The 16,096-nt window shown below is 67.8% G+C and carries 15 protein-coding genes; 10 read left to right on the top strand and 5 right to left on the bottom strand.

The annotated features are described in order from the left end of the window. Nucleotides 1-26: 26 nt before the first annotated feature. Nucleotides 27-1,640 (bottom strand): alpha-L-fucosidase, encoded by a 1,614-nt coding sequence (locus FHW97_RS04800; protein WP_216647659.1) that lies wholly within the window; start codon nt 1,638-1,640, stop codon nt 27-29. A 110-nt stretch (nt 1,641-1,750) separates the two neighbouring features. Continuing rightward, on the bottom strand, nt 1,751-2,866 hold the full coding sequence (locus FHW97_RS04795) for a carbohydrate ABC transporter substrate-binding protein (RefSeq protein ID WP_171798243.1): 1,116 nt from the start codon (nt 2,864-2,866) through the stop codon (nt 1,751-1,753). A gap of 120 nt (nt 2,867-2,986) precedes the next feature. Between FHW97_RS04795 and FHW97_RS04790 the strand changes: the two genes are divergently transcribed. Genes FHW97_RS04790 through FHW97_RS04760 form a run of 7 tightly spaced genes read left to right on the top strand, consistent with a single transcriptional unit; the run spans nt 2,987 to nt 11,417 of the window. Beyond that, the gene (locus FHW97_RS04790) at nt 2,987-3,439 is read left to right on the top strand and encodes a MaoC/PaaZ C-terminal domain-containing protein (RefSeq protein WP_022674682.1); all 453 of its coding nucleotides are present in this window, start codon (nt 2,987-2,989) and stop codon (nt 3,437-3,439) included. 4 nt (nt 3,440-3,443) lie between these two features. Next, nucleotides 3,444-4,457: a sugar ABC transporter substrate-binding protein gene (locus FHW97_RS04785; protein ID WP_171798242.1), complete on the top strand. Its 1,014-nt coding sequence runs from the start codon at nt 3,444-3,446 to the stop codon at nt 4,455-4,457. Further along, nucleotides 4,451-5,962: a sugar ABC transporter ATP-binding protein gene (locus FHW97_RS04780; protein ID WP_171798241.1), complete on the top strand. Its 1,512-nt coding sequence runs from the start codon at nt 4,451-4,453 to the stop codon at nt 5,960-5,962. Before FHW97_RS04785 ends, FHW97_RS04780 begins: the two co-directional genes overlap by 7 nt. Then, nucleotides 5,959-7,071, top strand: a complete 1,113-nt coding sequence (locus tag FHW97_RS04775; RefSeq protein ID WP_171798240.1) for an ABC transporter permease — start codon at nt 5,959-5,961, stop codon at nt 7,069-7,071. Before FHW97_RS04780 ends, FHW97_RS04775 begins: the two co-directional genes overlap by 4 nt. Then, nucleotides 7,068-8,261, top strand: a complete 1,194-nt coding sequence (locus FHW97_RS04770; RefSeq protein WP_169041157.1) for an extracellular solute-binding protein — start codon at nt 7,068-7,070, stop codon at nt 8,259-8,261. The genes FHW97_RS04775 and FHW97_RS04770 overlap by 4 nt, the downstream gene beginning before the upstream one ends. After that, nucleotides 8,258-9,310, top strand: a complete 1,053-nt coding sequence (locus FHW97_RS04765; protein WP_171798239.1) for a Gfo/Idh/MocA family protein — start codon at nt 8,258-8,260, stop codon at nt 9,308-9,310. The genes FHW97_RS04770 and FHW97_RS04765 overlap by 4 nt, the downstream gene beginning before the upstream one ends. A gap of 31 nt (nt 9,311-9,341) precedes the next feature. Beyond that, nucleotides 9,342-11,417 carry a beta-galactosidase gene (locus FHW97_RS04760; protein WP_253941605.1) on the top strand — a complete coding sequence of 692 codons (2,076 nt, stop codon included), beginning with the start codon at nt 9,342-9,344 and terminating at the stop codon, nt 11,415-11,417. Between the two features lie 24 nt (nt 11,418-11,441). Here the strand turns inward: FHW97_RS04760 and FHW97_RS04755 are convergent, their stop codons facing one another. Both FHW97_RS04755 and FHW97_RS04750 read right to left on the bottom strand, forming a co-directional pair. Beyond that, nucleotides 11,442-12,518, bottom strand: a complete 1,077-nt coding sequence (locus tag FHW97_RS04755) for a hypothetical protein (protein ID WP_171798238.1) — start codon at nt 12,516-12,518, stop codon at nt 11,442-11,444. Next, entirely contained in the window at nt 12,508-13,329 is an 822-nt protein-coding gene (locus tag FHW97_RS04750; RefSeq protein WP_253941604.1) for a FadR/GntR family transcriptional regulator, read from the bottom strand. The genes FHW97_RS04755 and FHW97_RS04750 overlap by 11 nt, the downstream gene beginning before the upstream one ends. A gap of 169 nt (nt 13,330-13,498) precedes the next feature. Between FHW97_RS04750 and FHW97_RS21945 the strand changes: the two genes are divergently transcribed. Together FHW97_RS21945 and FHW97_RS04745 are read left to right on the top strand one after the other, a co-directional pair. Next, complete coding sequence (locus tag FHW97_RS21945; RefSeq protein ID WP_183533770.1) at nt 13,499-13,813, top strand: hypothetical protein; 315 nt, start codon at nt 13,499-13,501, stop codon at nt 13,811-13,813. 21 nt (nt 13,814-13,834) lie between these two features. Further along, entirely contained in the window at nt 13,835-14,818 is a 984-nt protein-coding gene (locus FHW97_RS04745) for a hypothetical protein (protein ID WP_370526617.1), read from the top strand. A gap of 40 nt (nt 14,819-14,858) precedes the next feature. On the opposite strand, the gene FHW97_RS04740 is transcribed toward FHW97_RS04745, so the two are convergent. Then, nucleotides 14,859-15,236 carry a hypothetical protein gene (locus tag FHW97_RS04740; protein ID WP_253941603.1) on the bottom strand — a complete coding sequence of 126 codons (378 nt, stop codon included), beginning with the start codon at nt 15,234-15,236 and terminating at the stop codon, nt 14,859-14,861. A 14-nt stretch (nt 15,237-15,250) separates the two neighbouring features. Here FHW97_RS04740 and FHW97_RS04735 point away from each other — a divergent pair, with 14 nt between their 5' ends. Continuing rightward, on the top strand, nt 15,251-16,096 hold the full coding sequence (locus FHW97_RS04735) for a PepSY-associated TM helix domain-containing protein (protein ID WP_171798575.1): 846 nt from the start codon (nt 15,251-15,253) through the stop codon (nt 16,094-16,096).

Genomic DNA, 16,096 nt, shown 5'->3' with positions numbered 1-16,096 from the left:
TCAGCTTGTGGTGTGCAAGTGCCCCGTCACGTCTTGTTCGGGGGCGAAAACTCGATGCGCAGCGCATAGGGCATGTCGGCCTTGGCGCCGGTGGCCGGCAGCGTGACATGCAGGCCATCCTTCTCCTGGCGCCAGGCGAGCGGCGCAGTGCTGCCGAGCAGATGCACGGCCTTGACCGGCGGCGCATAGGGATTGCCGGCATAGAGCACGCCGATGCGCACCGCGCCGTCGGCCGGATGGGCCAGACCCAGCGCGTAGAGCCGCCCGTCACGCGTGGTGAAGCGGATGTCGGCCGGGGTATAGGTGGGATCGCCCCCTTCCTTGAGCGAGCCGACCGCGTTGCGCGTGGGTCCTTCCCCGAACATCACCCACGGCCGCGTGCCGTAGACCGCCTCGCCATTGACCGACAGCCAGCCGCCGATTTCGTCGAGCACCCTGGCCGCTTCGGCCGGGATCGTGCCATCGGCCTTGGGCCCGACATTGAGCAGCAGGTTGCCGTTCTTCGAAACGACATCGGCCAGCGTCGCCACCAGGCTGGCAGCGGTGCGATACTTGTCGTTCTCGACATAGCCCCAACTGTTGATGCTGACCGAGGTATCGGTCTGCCAGGGCAGCAGGCGCAGCGCATCGAGCCGGCCGCGCTCGATATCGAACAGCGCCGAACCAGCGGGAAACGCCTCTTCCTTATAGGCCAGCACCGGGCCGACCCCGCGCCGTGCCGCGCTGTCATAGTAATAGGCGGCAAGACGCTGCAAGTAAGGCGCGAAGGCGGGCTGGTTGATCCACCAGTCGAGATAGACGAATTCAGGATTGTACTTCTCGATCACTTCACCCGTGCGCGCGAGCCAATCGTCAAGAAAGGCCTTGGACGGCGGGTTCCACTGTTCGAGATGGTTGGGATCGGGCTCCGCGCTGGCATCGCTGCCCGGCAGGGTGCGCGGCGAGGCCGGACCATAGAGATCGGCATAGGCCGGGTTCCACACGTCGCTGCCGGCAGGCGCCTGGCCATACCACCACCAGTGTTCGGCGCGGTGTGAAGACAGGCCAAAGTGCAGGTTGGCGGCGCGGGCGGCCTTGGCAATCTCGCCCACCACGTCGCGCTGCGGCCCCATCGCCACGGCATTCCAGCGGTTGATCGCCGAGCCATACATCGAGAAGCCGTCGCAATGCTCGGCCACCGGCACGACGTAGCGCGCGCCGGCATGCTTGAACAAGGCCATCCACGCCGCCGGATCGAAGCGCTGGCCGCGGAACTGGGGAATGAAGTCCTTGTAACCGGCGACGGATTGATCGCCATAGGTCGCGCGCTGGTGCACGAAATCGGCGTGGCCCGGCACATACATGTTGCGCGAGTACCATTCGCTGCCCGAGGCCGGCACCGCATACACGCCCCAATGGACGAATATCCCGAACTTGGCGTCGCGGTACCATTCCGGCACGCGATAGTTGGCCAGAGACGACCAGTCCGCCTTGAACCGCCCCCCGGCGACCTCACGATCCATCCGGGCGATCTGCGCGGCGGCAGCCTTGGGATCGGACGAGATGCCGGGCTGCGCACCGGCGGGTGCGGCCAGGCCTGTCCCTCCGGCAAGAGCGCAGGCAAGCATGATGCAAGACAGGCTTTTCATGGCCGCAGCCATATCCTCAATCCTTTCGTCGCCCCTCTGCGAGGGCTGTGGACTATGTGGCAGATTGTTCGTATATGAACAAGATGTTTTTTAACAAACACACTTTGGTGCGTTGCCAATCGTTACGGAACGCTCGCGGCAAAGGCCCGGTTGAGCGTGGAAACCAGCGATTCCGCAGGCATTTGGCGCGCAATGGCGGCCAGGATCAGGCCCGAGGCCTCGTCCTGGAACGGCATGTAGCCGGCGTGGCGCGGGCGAATCCACGCGTGGTCCAGCGTGGCACGAGTCGCGCGGTAGAAGTCGCCGGTGGCGGCATTGGTCGGTATGTCGGCCCAGGCCTGGGCGTGGGCCGGTTGCCCGCCATTTGCCGCAACGATACCGGTCTGCACTGGGCCACTGGCGAGCCAGCGGGCAAAGGCCATGGCGCCCTCCGGATCGCGGCCGAGGCGCGAGACGGCAATGCCGGTGCCGCCCAGCACCGAACCGCGCGGAGCGCTGCCCTGCCATGGAGCCAGGTCGGCGAACGCCAGCCGCACTGGCCGAAACCCGTCCTGCGCATAACTGACATAGCCATAGATCAAAGGCGCGGCGACCAGCGGCGAATCCGCGCGGGCCATCGCTTCGAGCACGGCGATCGGATCGCTTTCGGCCGCGCCTGGGGCAGCGCGTTCGGCCAAGGCGTAAAGCCGCTTCACCGCGACGGCCGCCGCATCGGGAAACAGCACGCGCGGCGCCGGGCACAGCTCCAGGCCCATCAGGCCGCACAGGGTCATCAGGCTCATCAGGCTGTGCGGCGCGCGCAGCGGCAGGCCGATGCCGCCAGCCTCCGCGTGGCGCAGCACGCTGCCCCAATCGCGCAGCGGCGTGGGCAGGCGACCAGGCACCCAGGCCTGGACCTGTGCCGCCGCGTCGATCGGCAGCGCCCATTGCCGGCCATCCCAGGCATAGCTTTCATACGATCCGCCAACGCTGCCGGCCGCAGCATCGGCATCGCCGCCCGCGAACGGCAGCAGCGCACCCGACTGCGCGGCAATGCCAACGTGGGGATGATCGATCACCACCAGGTCATAGGCGCGGGCAAGGTCTTCCACCGGATGGGTTTCGAACGCCTGGAGCGAGCGCCGCTCCCACTCGATCGCCGTTCCGGTGAGCCGCGCCCACTCGCGCGAAGCGGCCACCAGCGGCTCGTGACCGCGCGGGTGATCCCACGTCATGCCCTTCAAGGTCGTCTCGCTCATCCCATCCTCCTTCTTGCCTGCGCGGCGAACAACACCGGTTGACTCCGGGATCATCACAGCTTAGCAATAATATAAATCATATAAAAATACTATTGCAGATTTTTCGGAGAGGTATCTGCGATGATCATCGAACAGTTTTTCGAAGACTATGTTCTTGGATCGGAACGGCGAAGTTTTGGCCGAACTATTACCGAGACCGATTTCGTCGTGCATGCAGGCCACACCGGAGACTTTTTTCCGCATCACATGGATGCGGATTGGTGCGCCACGCAGGAGATTGGCCAGCGCATCGCCCACGGCACGCTGGTGTTCAGCATCGGCATCGGCCTCACCGCAACGGTGATCAACCCGCGCGCCATGTCCTATGGCTATGATCGCCTGCGCTTCATCCGCCCGGTGCACATCGGCGACACGATCACCACGATCACCCGCATTGCCGACAAGCGCGACCATCCCAAGCGGACCGCCCAGGGCGTGGTGACCGAGACGGTGGACATCCGCAACCAGCGCGAGGAAACCGTGCTCGCCTGCGAGCATCTCTACCTGGTCGATCGCCGTTCGGCGGCGGCCTGACGCAATGCGCCCGATCCGCCCCCTTCCCCTGCTGGCCGCCACCCTGGTCGTGGCCGTGGGCAGCCTCTCGCTCGTTGCGCTGGCGCGCCACGGCAGCGATGGGGCTGCCGCCGCCGCCGGCGCCCCGCTGCCACCCGGCGCGCCGCGCTATGCGCTATCGACCGTGGGCCTGAGCTTTCCCTTTGCCGCCGCGATCGCCAAGGGCTTTCGCCAGGCCGCGCGCGAAGCCGGTGCCGAAGGCCTGGTGGTGGACGGCAAGGCCAATATCCAGAAGCAGGCCAACGACATCGATGACCTGATCGCGCAGCACCCGCGCGGCGTGGCGATCATGCCGCTGGATTCGATCGTGGCACAAGGCTGGGTCAAGCGCGCCCAGGCCGCCGGCGTGCCGGTGGTGGCGGTGGCCGCGCTGGTGGGCGACCCGCGCACGCGCGCGGTGCAGGATGTCTATCCCGGCTTGGCCGCGCTGGTTTCGCAAGACGAAGTCGCCGCCGGCCGCGCCGCCGGCACACTCGCCGCGCAACTGCTGCCCGCCGACCGTCCCGCGCGGATCGCAATTGTCGAAGGGGCCGCCGGATTTCCCGAAGTGGATCAGCGCACGCGTGGCTTTCTCGCCAGCCTTGCCGCCAGCGGCCGGCGCGACACCATCGTGGCCGCACAGCCCGGCAACTGGACACCGGACGGGGGCGAGGCCGCCTGCCAGAACATGCTGGCAGCCGACCCGCGCATCGACCTGTTCTTCAACCAGGCGGACGACATGGTGATCGGCTGCGCCCGCGCCGTGCGCGCGGCCGGATCGCATGCCCGGCTGATCGGCGTGGGCGGTTCGCGCCTGGCCATGGCCTCGCTCAAGGCCGGGGCGATCGACGGCACCGTCTGCTTCCAGCCCGAAGCGCTCGGCGCGCTGGCTTTCCGCGCGCTGGCCCATCCGCCCGCACCGGGCACGCCGCGCTTCCTCACCTACCCGATCCCGGCAGTGACGCGCGCCAGCGCGCAACGGTGCACTGGCCAATGGTGACCGTCCCGCCCCTGCTCGCGCTGCGGCACATCGCCAAGCGCTATCCCAACGGCACGCAGGCGCTGGTAGACGCCTCGCTGGAAATCCGCGCCGGTGAAGTGCATGGCCTGCTCGGCGCCAACGGCGCGGGCAAGTCCACCCTGATCGGCATTCTCTCGGGCGCGACCACGGCCACCGAAGGCGCGATCCTGTGGCGCGGCGCCCCGGTGCGCTGGCGGCGGCCGGCCGACGCACGGCGCGGCGGGGTTTCCACGCTGTACCAGCACATCCCGCTGGTGCCGACGCTGTCGGCGCTGGACAACCTCCTGCTCGGCGCGCCGGGCTGGCAGCGCCGCGATGGCCAACAGCGCGCACGCGCCGAAGCGGTCGTGGCGCAACTGGGCAATCCCTTCCCGCTCGATGCCCTGGTGGCCAACCTGCCGATCGGCGCGCGGCAGATGGTCAGCCTGGCACAGGCGCTGCTCGATGGCGCACAAGTGCTGGTGATGGACGAGCCGACCGCCTCGCTCGCCGCGCAGGACCGCCAGGCGGTCTATGACGTGGTGCGCCGCCTGGCCCACCAGGAAGGCAAGGCGATCGTGTTCGTCTCTCACTTTCTCGACGAGATCCTGGCACTGACCGACCGCGTGACGATCCTGCGCGACGGGCGTGACGTGCTTCACCGCCGCACCGAAGACCTCGACGAAGCCGCTCTGGCCGCCGCGATCAGCGGACGCGCGGTGGCGCGGCTGACCCGCCGGGCGCGCCGCATCGGCGAAACCGTCCGCCTGGCGGTGCGCGATCTGGCATCCCCGGCTGGCCTGGCGCCAATCTCGTTCGATCTGCGCGCCGGCGAAATCCTGGGCCTGGCGGGCATGCTCGGCGCCGGGCGCAGCGAGCTGCTGCACGCCCTGTTCGGCGCCGATCCCTGCGCGCGCGGCGCGGTGCTGGTCGATGGCACGCCGGTGCTGGGGCCGGGCGTGGTGACCAATACCGGCAGCGCCGTCGCCGCCGGGCTGGCGCTGGTGCCCGAAGATCGCAAGCGCCAGGGCTTTGTGGCCGGATTCAGCGTGGCCGAAAACATCGCCCTGCCCCGCCGGGGCTGGCTGATCGATCACGCCACCGAACGGCAACAGGCCGAGGCCGCGATTGCCGCCCTGGCGATCAAGACCGAAGACGCGCAGCGCCCGGTCGGCACCCTTTCGGGCGGCAATGCGCAGAAAGTGGTGCTGGCCAAGTGGCTCACCGACCAGACCCGCGTCCTCCTGCTGGACGAACCGACCGCCGGCATCGACATCGGCGCGCGGGTCGACATTCTCGAACAGGTGCGGCGCCTGGCCGACGAAGGGCTGGCGATCGTGCTGGTCTCTTCGGATTTCGCCGAACTGCTGGCGCTGAGCGACCGCATCCTGGTGCTGCGCGAAGGCGCCGTGGTGGCCGACGTGGACCCGGCCACCAGCAGCGAGATCGACCTTACCCTTTTGGCCAGCGGCAGCGCACCGGCTTGCGATGGAGTTCCTGCATGATCGCCTCAATCCCCTGGCGGCAAAGCCTGGGCCTGCGCCAGGCCGGCGTATTCTATGCGCTGCTGGCGCTGCTCGGCATTCTGGCGGCGCTCGCTGCCAGCCGCGGCCTGCCGCCCTATCTGGCGCCGGCGAACCTGGGTAACATCGCCTATCAAGCCTCGCTCGTCGGGATCATGGCCGTGGCGATGACGATCATGCTGATCACCGGCGCGTTTGATCTCAGCGTGGCATCGGTTGCGGCCCTTGCGGCGGCAGTGCTGGTCGGGCTGGCCGGGCAGATCGGCTTCGTTCCCGCGCTGCTCTGCGCGCTGTGCACGGCGGCGATGATCGGCATTCTCAATGGCGTGATCGTCGAATTCGTCGGGATCAACGCTTTCATCGTCACGCTCGGCACGCTTACGGCGGTGCGCGGGCTGGTCCTGGTGGTCACCGACGGGCGCTCGCTGATGGTCGAAGACCCGCAGGTGCTGGCGCAAATGCTGGCGTTCGAAAGCGCGCGGGTGCCGCTGTTCTGGCCGCTCTTCGCACTCGGTGCCGTGGCGCTGGCGATCGCGACGCTACGCCGGGCGCCTGCTCCGGCGCTGGGCGGCCTGGGGCTGCTGGCGCTGGCCGGCCTGGTCGGCCCGCGCTTCACCGTGGCGGCCCCTGTCGTCTATCTGCTGCTGTTCACGACCGCCGCCTGGTTCGTGATGGAGCGGACCGTGCTCGGCCGGCGTATCCAGGCGGTAGGCGGCAATGCCGAGGCGGCGCGCCTTTCGGGCATCAACGTGCGCGCCTATCGGCTCGGCGCGTTCATCCTCTCCAGCCTGGCGGCGGGCTTTGCCGGGGCGCTGTTCGGCTCGCGCCTGGGCGCGATCAACCCCACGGCCATGCAGGGCGCGGAACTGACCGTGATCGCCGCGGCGATCCTGGGCGGCACGTCGCTCTATGGCGGAGCAGGCAGCGTGATCAAGACCGTTGCCGGGGCGCTGATCCTGTTTACGCTGACCAACGGGTTCAACATCCTGAACCTGGGAGCCAACTACCAGGGCATCATCGAAGGCGCGGTGATCATCGTTGCCGCCGCGATCTACACCCTGGGCAACCGCAAGCGCGGGGAAACACGATGACCGAAACCGTCCTGCGCATCGCGGTGCGCGAATTCGCACCATTCGAAAGCGCCATTGCCGCCCAGTTCGCCGATTTCGTGCGGCACACCGGCGTTTCTGCCCGGATCGAGCTGGACGTGCTCGATCTCAACACGCTGCACCACAAGGCGATTGCGCAAGGCGGCCTGGCGCGCGGCGACTATGACATCGCGTTCCTGTGCACCGACTGGCTGGCGCAGGCCCAGGCCATGGGGCAACTGGCCGATCTGGCGCCTCTGCTCGCGCAGCGGCCGGCCAGCGACTATCCCCATGGCTGGAGCCCTTCGCTGACCACCATGCAGGCCTTCGCCGGCGGCGTCTGGGGCCTGCCCTATCACGATGGCCCGGAATGCCTGGTCTATCGCAAGGATCTGCTGGCCGCCGCCGGCCTGGCCGTGCCCGGCACCTGGGAGGAATACCACGCCGCCGCCCGCCGCCTGCACGATCCGGCCAGCGGCGTCAGCGGCACGGTGCTGGCGCTGTTTCCCGATGGCCACAACGGGTTCTACGATTTCTGCATCCACATCTGGTCGCGCGGCGGAGAGCCTTTCACGCCCGCCGGCTGGCCCGATTTCGCCTCGCCGCAGGCCCATGCGGCGCTCGATTTCCTGCGCACGCTGGCGCGCGACACACAGGCCATCGCGCCGGGCGCGCGCGAGACCGACAGCGTGCAATCGGGCATGCTGTTCGCCGCCGGACGTGTGGCCATGATGGCCAACTGGTTCGGCTTTGCCGCCTATGCCGATACCGCGCCCGACAGCGCCGTGCGCGGATTGGTGGACGTGGCGCCGCTGCCCGCTGGCGAGGGCGGTGGCACGGTATCGCTCAACGTGTTCTGGGTGCTGGGCATCGGCAGTGGCAGCAGGCACCGCGATCTCGCCTGGGACTTCCTGCGCCATTGCACCCGGCCCGAGATGGACCGCCTGACCACCACCCATGGTGCCATCGGCACGCGCCGCTCGACTTGGGCGGATCCGGCGGTCAATGCCGCCATCCCCTATTACCACCGCCTCGACTGGCTGCACCAGTCCGCGCGCGCGCTGCCGCACACCACGCGCCTGGCCGATTTTTCGCACATCATCGACGATGTGCTGGGCCAGGCGGTGACCGGCGAGCAGACCACGGCGGACCTGCTGGCGCAAGCCCAGCGCCAGGCGGAGGCACTGGCATGACCGCCCCGCTGCGCCAGGCCTGGGACCACCCCGCCCAGCCCCGTCCGATCGTGCTGATCGGCACCGGCGGCATTGCCCACGACGCGCATCTGCCCGCCTATCGCAAGGCCGACCTGCCGGTCTACGGCGTCTACGATCCCGATCAGGACCGCGCCCGCGCCCTGGCCGATGCGTTCGGCATTGGCACCGTCTTCCCCACGCTGGCCGATGCGGCAAAAGCCGATGCGGTGTTCGACGTGGCCGCGCCGCCGGTGGCGCATCTTGCCATCCTGGAAGCATTGCCACGCGGCGCCAGCGTGCTGCTGCAAAAGCCGATGGGCCTTGATCTCGATGCCGCGCGCGCCATCCGCAACGCGGTGCATGCGCGCGGACAGACCGCAGCGGTCAATTTCCAGTTGCGCTATTCGCCGATGATGCTGGCGCTGGCCGATTGCCTGGCGCGCGGCGATCTCGGCACGCTGCTGGAGATCGAGGTGCATCTCAACCTGGCCACGCCTTGGCACCTCTTTCCGCACCTGATCCCCAATCCGCGCGTGGAGATCGTGTCCCACTCGATCCATTATCTCGACACGATCCGCGCCCTGGCCGGCAACCCGAGCGGCGTCTTTGCACGCAGCTTCGGCTATCCCGGCAGCCCGCTGGCCGATACCCGCACCACGATCCTGCTCGATTACCCGGCGCCCTTGCGCGTCACGCTGTCGATCAACCACCACCACGATTTCGCGCGCCAGTTCCAGGATGCCAGCTTTCGCTTAGAAGGCACCGAAGGCGCCGCGCTGGTCAAGCTTGGCCTGTTGCTCGACTATCCGGTGGGTGAGCCGGACGAGCTGTGGATCGTGCGGCGCGGCAGCGAGTGGCAGCAGGTGCCGCTGCAAGGGCACTGGTTTCCCGACGCGTTCCTCGGCCCGATGTGCAATCTCCAGCGCTTCGCCAGCGGCGAGGACACCCATCTCGCCACGCACGTGGACGATGCCTGGCAGACCATGGCGCTGGTCGAGGCCTGCTATGCCGCCGCGCGCGCGCGCGCCTTTCCCATCCCGCAAGACTGATCGGCGGCTTCCGCCTGCAAGGGGACTTTCCATGATGCGCTTTTCCCGCCGCGCCCTGGCGCTTTGCCTCTGCCTTTCGGCCAGCGCCACGGCCCTGCCGGCCCTGGCCGCTTCGGCACCGACACCGATGCAGGCGACGGCCGCGCCGGGCATTGCCTTTGGCACCGCCTGGTATCCCGAACAATGGCCCGAAGCGCGCTGGGACACCGACCTGGCGCTGATGCAGCAGGCCCATATCAACACCGTGCGCATCGCCGAATTCGCCTGGAGCCGGATGGAGCCGGAGGAAGGCCGGTTCGATTTCGCCTGGCTCGATCGCGCGATCGCCGCTGCCGCGCGGCGCGGCATGCGCGTGGTGCTGGGCACGCCCACCGCCGCCCCGCCGATCTGGATGAGCGAGCGCTATCCCGAAATCCTGCGCGTGGACGAAGACGGCAGCCGCGCCGGCCATGGCGGGCGCCGCCACTTCTCGTTCGCCAGCGCCCGCTACCGCCAGTTTGCCCGGCGCATCGCCACGGAAATGGCCCGCCGCTATGGCCACAACCCCGCCGTGATCGGCTGGCAGATCGACAACGAGATCGGCCTGCCCTCGTTCGATGCCGAAGCCGCGCGGCTGTGGCATGCGTTCCTCGCGCAGCGCTATGGCACGATCGACACGCTCAACCATCGCTGGGCCACCGCCTATTGGAGCCAGACCTACCAGCGTTTCGACCAGGTGCCGATGCACCTGGGTGGGCAGCAGAATCCTGGCCTGCTGCTCGATTACCGCCATTTCCTCACCAGCACCTGGACCAGCTATGTGATGAACCAGGCCGACGCGATCCGCGCGTTGGCCAATCCGCACCAGTTCATCACCACCAACACGATGTTCTGGAACGACGGGTTCGATCATTTCGCGCTGCACCAGGGGCTCGATATCGCCGCCTGGGACAATTATATCCAGGATGCCGAGCCGGACTGGATCGCCAATGGTGCCGATCACGATCTCGTGCGCGGCTACAAGCAGAAGAATTTCTGGCTGATGGAAACCCAGGCCGGGCGGATCGACTGGGCGCCGGTCAACCGCGCGATGCGCCCGGGCCAAGTGCGCGAAATGGGCTGGCAGGCCGTGCAGCACGGCGCCGATGCCATTCTCTATTGGGAATTCCGCCCCGCGCCCAATGGCCAGGAAACCAACTATGGCACGCTACTGGCCGCAGACGGTGCGCCCGCGCCGATCTTTGCCGAAATTGCCGGACTGGGCGGCGAACTGGCCAAGGCCTCGGCCGCGCTGGCCGGCACGGAGCCGGTGGCAGACATGGCCTTCCTGTTTTCCTACGACAGTCGCTGGGCGATCGACCTGCAACGGATGCACAAGGATTTCGACCCGGTGCGCCAGTTCACCGACTTCTACCGCCCGTTCCGCCTCGCCGCGCAAGGCGCCGCCGTGGTCGCGCCCGAAGCGGACCTGGCGCGCTACAAGCTGGTGGTTGCCCCCAGTCTCAACGTCTTGACCGCTGCCCAGGCGCAGCACCTGACCGCCTATGTGCAGAACGGCGGCACGCTCGTACTCGGCCCGCGCACCGGGCAGAAGGACGATGCCAACGCGCTGTGGGCCGCGCGCCAGCCTGGGCCGCTGCGCACGCCGCTGGGCGCGCATGTCGAGCAATTCTATGTGCAGGACGGCACCGTGGCGATCACCGGCCCGCTGGGCGAGGGCAAGGCCGCCATCTGGGCCGAGGCGCTGGTGCCCGATGCACCGGAAACCGAGATCCTGGCGCGCTATCGCCAGCCCGGCGGCTGGCTCGATGGCAAGGCGGCGGTCGTCTCCCGCCAGGTCGGGCGCGGGCGGATCGTCTATGTCGGCGCCTGGCTGGAGCCGGAGGCGCTGTCACGCCTCGCTGCGCGCCTGGTGCCCCAGGCCGGGGTTACCCCGGTGTTGCCGGGCACAGCGGCGGACGTGGAAATCGGGCTGCGACGCGGCCAGGGCCGCACCCTGCTGATCGCGATCAACCATGGCGATGAAGCGCGCGCCCTGGCCCTGCCGGCCGGCGCCCGGCCGCTGATCGGCGCGGCACCGGGCGGACAGATCGGCGGGCATGGCGTGCTGGTGGCGGAGTTGCCTTGAGGGCTGCGCCGCCACCCCGTTCGATCAGCTCCAGGGGCGCGACCGGCAGACCGAAATCCCCCGCACATCATTGGGATAGGGGCCGCTGACCGCCGTGTAGAAGTGGTAGAGGTCCCCCTTCCAGAAAATCACCGAGGGCTTGTGGGCATATCCATCGTCGACCGAGCCGGGCTTGCCGACATCGATCATCACTTCGTCCACCTTGTGGAACGTGAACGGATCGCGGCCCAGCGCGAGCAGGTCGCGCGCCTTGTAGTCAGTGCCCGACAGGCCGAAGTAGAACATCGCCCAGCGCCCCTGATGCGTCATCACCACCGGATCGCTGGCAAAGCGGGAGTCCGGCGCGGGCGGTGCGCCGTTGCGCAGGATCGGGTTGCCCGGATGGCGGCGCCAGGTCTTGAGATCGGTGGACACCGCCACGCCGGTCTGCTCGTGCCAGTCCTTCTCGGCGGTCTTGGCGTTGTAATAGAGCAGGAACTGGTTGCCGTGCTTGACGAGGTAGGGCTTGTACAGCCCGCCCCGCTCCCACGCCGCGCCATCTTGCGCGCGCAGGATCGGCGGCCCGCGCCGCCAGGTGCGCAGATCGCGGCTGAACGCCAGGCCGATCACCGCCGGTCCTTCCTCGTATCCCGGACTGGGATAAGCGTGCCAGGCGCAGACATATTCGCCGTTCACCCGGATCAGTTCGCCGGGCGCATGCATCTCGGTTTCCCGCAGGATCGAGGCCGAGGCGACGTTGAAGCGGGTGACCGGATCGCTGGGATCGCGCGCCAGGATCACGCCCTGCCGCTGCCAGTTCACCAGATCGTCGGACACGGCGATGCCCGTCTGGTAGCCGGTGCCGTCAAAGCCCACGTACGTCAGGTAGAAGCGGCCCTCGTGGCGGAACACGAACGGGCAATCGACGGCCTTTTCGTCAAAACTGCCCGCCACCTTCGAGCCGCCGAGGATCAGCCGACCGAGCTTGTAGGGCGTGCGGAACGGCGCGACCGGATCGCTCGCGCCATGCCCATTGGCCAGGGCGTTGCCGGGCAACAGCAAAGTGCCGGCCGCAGCCGACGAACCCGCCAGCATGGCCCGGCGGGAAAGACTATCCTTCATGGTTCCTGATCTCCCCTTCGCGCTGTTCGACAGCGTCGATTCTCTGTTGGCCGTGGCGGATCACGCCACACACCGCCTCTGCGGCGGCAACGCCGTCGCGCGCGGCAATCGCTTCGACGATGGCCGCATGGCCGCGCAGGCTGGCCTGGTGCTCTGCCGCATCGTCTACCGGCGAACTCAGGGTGAACGCGGCGAACAGCGCCGTTTCGATCACCGCTTCGGTCCCGGCCATCAGGCGATTGCCCGAAGCCTGGCCGATCAGCTTATGCAGGGCGAGGTCCGCCCTTGCGAAATCCAGCCGAGACAGGCCCGGCTCACCCATCGCGGCGATCAGCCCGCACATCTGCGCGATCTGCGCGGGCGTGGCATGGCGCGCTGCCAGGGCGGCGGCGGCCGGCTCCATCGCCAGGCGGAAATCGGCCAGTTCCTCGCGCAGGCGGCTTTCAACGCCTTCGCCCACGTGCCAGGCCAGCACGTCGGCATCGAACAGGTTCCACTGCTGACGCGGACAGACCCGCATGCCCACGCGCGTGCGCGCCACGACCAGGCCCTTGGCCGCCAGCGTCTTGAACGCTTCGCGCAGCACCGTGCGAGACACCGCGAAGCGCTCCAGCAGCAATTCTTCGCTCGGCAGCGTGCCTCCTTGCGCAAACGCGCCGGCGACGATCGCGCTGCCGATGCCATGGACCACGCGATCATGGCTGTTGCGCAAGCCCGGCTGCCGCACGCCACCGGCCATGGCGGATCGGCCATGAGCGGACAGAAGCGGGCCGGATGGGGCCGAGGCAGACAGGAAACCGGGAATCGCCATGGCGATAGTTTTACGCAGAACGCGCAAACCTGAATAGTCATTTTATATTATTATATGATTTTATGCCAAACCTCACCCAACAGACGAAATTGCCAATCCTCCTGCTAATGCGATTGCCTCTCATTACTGTTTAAGCCAGTTGCCGTCCCGTAACAGGGAGGCTCCGCATTTGACCCGATTTCACGCCTTGCTCGCCGGAAGTGCCCTCGCCGCGCTCCTCGCTTCTCCTGGCCTGCACGCCGAAGACGCCGAGTCGCCGCGGACGATTGCGCCGGGCGAGATCGTCGTGACCGGCGAAAAGGCCGCGCGCACGCTTCAGCACACGCCCACCAGCATCGCCGTGACGTCGCCGGAAAAGATCACCCGCGAAACCCTGCTGTCGATCCAGGATGTCTATGCCCTCACCGCGAACCTGAGCGACACGTATGGTTCGGCCGGGTTCACCATTCGCGGCATCACCAATTCGGGCGTGGGCGGCGGCTAGGCGGATACCGCCAGTGTCTATATCGATGGCGCGCCGATCCTGCGCCAGGCGCTCTATGGCGGCCCTACCGACTTGTGGGACGTGCAGCAGGTGGAAGTGCTGCGCGGGCCGCAATCGACCATCCAGGGCCTCAACGCGCTGGCCGGCGGCATTGTCATCACCACGCGCGATCCCTCGCTCGATCGCTGGACCGGCGACGCGCGCGTGCTGTGGACCGATCGCAACGACCGCACCTTTTCCGCCGCGCTCGGTGGCCCACTCATCGCCGACGAACTCGGCCTGCGCCTGTCGGCCGAGCGCCGCGCCAACCGCTGCGTGATCCGCAACGTCACGCGCGGCGGCTATGACGACGCGATGGAGTCGCTCAACCTTCGCGGCAAGCTGAAATGGACGCCCAGCGCCATGCCCGGCGTGGAGGCCGTGGCCAGCTACAACCGCGTGCGTCGCGAAGGGGGCTATCTCTACCACTATGCCCGCACCGACGTGCCCGACTACTATGACAACCGCACCTCCACCGCTGACCAGCCCAATCGCGGCTGGGTGGCCAGCGACATCGCCCTGTTCCGGCTGAGCGTACCGCTGGCCGACGGCCTCAAGCTGTCTAGCGCGACGTCGTGGAACCGCTCCCGCGTGAAATCGGTGGCCCACTCCGACAACACGGCGGCCAATCTCTCGACGATCAACAATTTCTATCGCTTCAAGACCGTGACGCAGGAACTTCGCATCAATTACGAAGGCGACCGGCTCAGCGCCCTGCTCGGCGCATGGTACTATCGCCGCACCGGCGGGCTGACCGCGCGCAGCCAGATCAACGTGACCACGCCCACCGGCACGATCACCAACCTGCTCACGCCCTACGTGGGGGCGACGAGCGCCGCCACGATCGCCACTGCCTATGCCCAGGTGTGCCGGTCATCCCGGTTGCCTATGCCGCTTCGCAGCCGGAGCGGGTCGAGACCATGGCGCTGTTTGGCGACGCGCGCTGGCGCGTGGCCGACCGCCTGACCCTGATCGGCGGCTTCGGCCTCGATCGCGAGCGCAATCGCTATGCTTCGGCCCGCACCGACCATGTCCCACCCAGACTGTAATCCACCCGGCCCAGCGCATTGGTAACCCAGGTGCGGTAGGGCGCATTGACCGGGGCATAGCGATTGTGCGGATCGGGAATCGCGGGCAAGGTGATCAAACCGTTGATTGCGGCGGGCAGCGTGATGCCGCCCGGCTCGTCGGTGGCACGGCGGTGATGTTCAGCGTCGATCTTGAAAGAGAGCTTTTCGCTGGCCTGCCAGTCGAAGGCCCCGCTCGCCAGATAGCGATAGCCGTTGACGCCATTGATCGGCATTTCCACATGCGAGCCATAGGCGTTGAGCCGCAGGCCGATGTTTCGCGCCGCCCCCAGCTTGCGCCCGTGCCGCCACTGCACGGCCCGACCAGGCCATCGTCCGCTTTCAGATCGACGCGGACCCGGCCATCCCCGCACGCATCGGCTTCCGCGACCCGGGGGCGAAGGCTAAGGGGCGCGAGACCTGGCTGTATGACCGGCGCGATGGGCATCTGATCGGCCCGGTGCCCGGTGCAAGGTTCTTCGATACGATCGAACGCCTGCACCGCTGGCTGGCTTTGCCGGGGGGCAGCAAGGGGCCCGGGCGCCTGATCACGGGCAACTGCGCAATACTGCTGATCGCGCTGGCACAGGGCGGGCTCTATTTGCGCTGGCCCTCCAAACCCCTGAACTGGCGAGCATGGCTGACCATTCCGCGCGGCCGAAAGGGCCGCTGGTGGTGGCGTGAACTGCACTTGCTGTTGGGCGGACTGATGATGGGGGCCTACCTGCTGAGTGCGCTGACCGGCTTGTGGTGGTCGTTCGCATGGTATCGCGGCCGCGTGGAGGCACTGCTGGACGCGGAACAGTCGAAAATGGCCAAGGCCAGCGGCAAGGTCGATTTCGCGCTGGGCTGGCAGGTGTTCGAGGCGACCACCGCCGGCCATGCCTATCGCAGGATCACCCTGATTGTGCCGGACAAGGGCGCCGCCTTGCGTTTTCGCGCCATCCCGGTCGATGCCCGGCACAACCGGGCCGACGATGCGGTGGTGATCGACGGCGCCTCGGGCAAGGTGCTTTTGACCGACTTCATCGCCACGCGCAAGCCGGGCCGGCAGATCCTGGCGAGCATGTTCGAGATTCATCGCGGCGCCTTTTTTGGCAGGGCGGGACAGATCGTGCTGTTCGTCACCAGCCTTGGCCTGCCCTTCTTCGCGATCACCGGCGTGTGGTTCTGGTAG

Origin of the sequence: Novosphingobium sp. SG754 (assembly GCF_013149315.1) — a bacterium.
GTDB classification, from domain to species: domain Bacteria; phylum Pseudomonadota; class Alphaproteobacteria; order Sphingomonadales; family Sphingomonadaceae; genus Novosphingobium; species Novosphingobium capsulatum.
The sequence above is the reverse complement of the archived record's forward strand: the minus strand, read 5'-3'. Positions and strand labels throughout refer to the sequence as shown.